Annotated in this window: 3 protein-coding genes; 2 read left to right on the plus strand and 1 reads right to left on the minus strand. The window is 69.6% G+C overall.

Features of this window, described 5'->3' with window-relative positions; all coding sequences use genetic code 11:
- Window positions 1-337: alcohol dehydrogenase catalytic domain-containing protein (locus tag KBX34_RS32780; RefSeq protein ID WP_210928947.1), on the minus strand; the 337-nt coding region annotated here is incomplete at its 3' end.
- 115 nt (window positions 338-452) lie between these two features.
- On the opposite strand from KBX34_RS32780, the gene KBX34_RS32785 reads away from it, so the two are divergent.
- Both KBX34_RS32785 and KBX34_RS32790 read left to right on the plus strand, forming a co-directional pair.
- Entirely contained in the window at window positions 453-1,847 is a 1,395-nt protein-coding gene (locus KBX34_RS32785) for an ABC transporter substrate-binding protein (protein ID WP_210928948.1), read from the plus strand.
- Window positions 1,844-2,648 (plus strand): carbohydrate ABC transporter permease (locus tag KBX34_RS32790; protein WP_210928949.1); only part of this gene is annotated, 805 nt, incomplete at its 3' end. The genes KBX34_RS32785 and KBX34_RS32790, both read left to right, overlap by 4 nt.

Genomic DNA, 2,648 nt, shown 5'->3' on the forward strand with positions numbered 1-2,648 from the left:
CCTCGGCCCGGTGCCCCCAGATGCCCCAGACGAGTTGCCCGGGGTGGCGGTCGGTGACATCCGGCGCCACCTCGACGACCTCGCCGACCTCCTCGTAGCCGAAGCCGATCAGCGGGTAGGGCACCGGGGTCTGCCGGGGGACGAACATCCGGGCCGCGTCGTCCCAGTCCTTGCTGAGCCGGGGATTGCTGCCCCGGTAGAGGGTCAGCTCGGTGCCGGCGGAGATGCCCGAGTAGGAGGTGCGGACCCGGACCTGGCCGGGGCCGAGCGGATCCGGGAGGCAGGGCTCGAGGCTGATCCGTCGAGGCCCGGCGAGAGAGACCACCCAGTTGCCCATGTGTCACATCCCGGTAGCACTGGGTTCCAGGATAGCAAAAAATAGCCATATGTCTTGCTATTGATCAATCGAAGGTGTTGGATCCTTCATGTACCCTTCGAGAGGAGTGCCACCGATGTCAGCACCTCCGAGGCGGATACTCGCCACCACCCTGATCATGGCACTGACAGCGTCCACCCTGCTGGCCTGCGGAGACGACGAATCGGACAGCAGCAGCAAGAAGATCACCGTCTGGAGCCTGGAGGACGTCGCCGACCGGGTCACCGCCACCAAGGCGATCGTCGCCGACTTCACCGCGAAGACCGGGATCCAGGTCGACCTGGTGACCGTCAACGAGGACCAGTTCCCCTCCCTGATCGCCGCCAACGCCGCCGCCGGTGACCTGCCCGACGTGGTGGGTTCGGTCTCCCTCGCCGGCATCCGTACGCTCGCCGGCAACGAGCTGCTGCACGCCTCGGCGAACGCGGAGGTCGTCGACAAGCTGGGCCGGCAGACGTTCTCACCGCGGGCGCTGGAGCTCACCTCCGACGACGGCAAGCAGCTGTCCGTGCCCAGCGACGGCTGGGGCCAACTGCTCGTCTACCGCAAGGACCTGTTCGCCGCGGCCGGCCTGCCCGCCCCCGACACGTACGAGCGGATCACCGCCGCCGCGGCGAGACTGAACACCGGCGGCGTCGCCGGGATCACCGCGGCGACCGCCCCCAGCGACGTGTTCACCCAGCAGACCTTCGAACACCTGGCGCTGGCCAACGACTGCCAGCTCAGCGACGACTCGGGCAAGGTCACCCTGGATTCGCCCCAGTGCGTCGAGGCGTTCCGCTTCTACGGCGACCTGATCCGCACCAGCTCGGTGAAGGGCGCGCAGGACGTGGACACCACTCGGGCCACCTACTTCGCCGGCAAGGCGGCCATGGTGATCTGGTCTCCGTTCATCCTCGACGAGCTGGCCGGGCTGCGTAACGACGCCAAGCCGACCTGCCCGCAGTGCCAGGCCGACCCGGGGTTCCTCGCGAAGAACAGCGGCTTCGTCACCGCGATCAAGGGCCCGAACGGCACCGAGCCGGCCCAGTACGGCGAGATCAGCTCCTGGGCCGTGCTGGACGGCGCGGCGGCCGACCCGGCGAAGTCCTTCGTGGAGTACATGCTCAGTGACGGCTACCCGAGCTGGTTCGGCATGTCCCCCGAGGGCCGTTTCCCGGTCCGCAAGGGCACACCGGCCGAGCCGGAGGCGTACCTGACCCGGTGGAACACCAGCCAGGCCGGCGTGGACGCCAAGAAACCCCTCGCCGACGTGTACGGCGACGAGGTGCTGGCCACGCTGCGCCGCAGCCCGGACACGTTCGGGCGGTGGGGCCTCAGCCAGGGGCAGGGCAAGCTGGTCGGCGCCATGCTCGGGGAGTTGCCGGTGCCCAAGGTGCTGGGTGACCTCGTCTCCGGCAAGTCCGACGCGACGGCCACCGCCAACCGCGCCAAGAAGGACGTCGACGCGATCAAGGCGGGCGTCAATTGACGACCACCGCGCCCGGCCCCGGCCGCTCCCCCACCCGGGAGCGGCCGGAGCCACCCCGGCGCCGACCACTGACCCTGCGCCGCCGCGAATCCCGGGCCGGGCTCGCGCTGGTCGCACCGACCCTGCTCGTCACGATCGCGGTCATCGGCATCCCGATCGTGTGGACCGTGGTGCTCGCCTTCCAACGGGTCCGGCTCGCCACGCTGCGCAAGACCGGCCTGTTCGGCGACTTCACCATGGACAACATCGACCGGGTGCTGCACACCCCCGGCTTCGCCGAGACGCTGTGGGTGACGCTGATCTACAGCGTCGGCGGCACCGTCGGGTCGATAGTGCTCGGCCTGGTGGCCGCCCTGGTGGTCCGCCGGCCGTTCCGGGGTCGCACCCTGGTCCGGGCGTCCATGCTGCTGCCGTACGTGGCGCCGGTGGTCGCGGTGACCTTCGTCTGGCAGGTGATGCTCGACCCGCAGCTCGGCATCGTCAACGCGTGGGGCCAGCGCCTGCTCGGCTGGGACGCGCCGGTGCCGTTCCTGTCCCAGGAGTCGACCGCCCTGACCACGGTGATCGTGTTCGAGGCGTGGCGCTACTTTCCGTTCGCCTTCCTGTTCCTGCTGGCCCGGCTCCAGGCGGTGCCCGGTGAGCTGGAGGAGGCCGCCCGGGTCGACGGAGCCACCCCCACCCAACGGTTCCGGCACATCCTGCTGCCCCAACTGCTGCCGGTGATCGCCCTGCTGGGCGTGCTGCGCTTCATCATGACGTTCAACAAGTTCGACGACGTCTACCTGCTCACCGGCGGCGCGG

Source organism: Micromonospora sp. M61 (genome assembly GCF_018070245.1).
Taxonomy (GTDB): Bacteria; Actinomycetota; Actinomycetes; order Mycobacteriales; family Micromonosporaceae; genus Micromonospora; species Micromonospora zamorensis.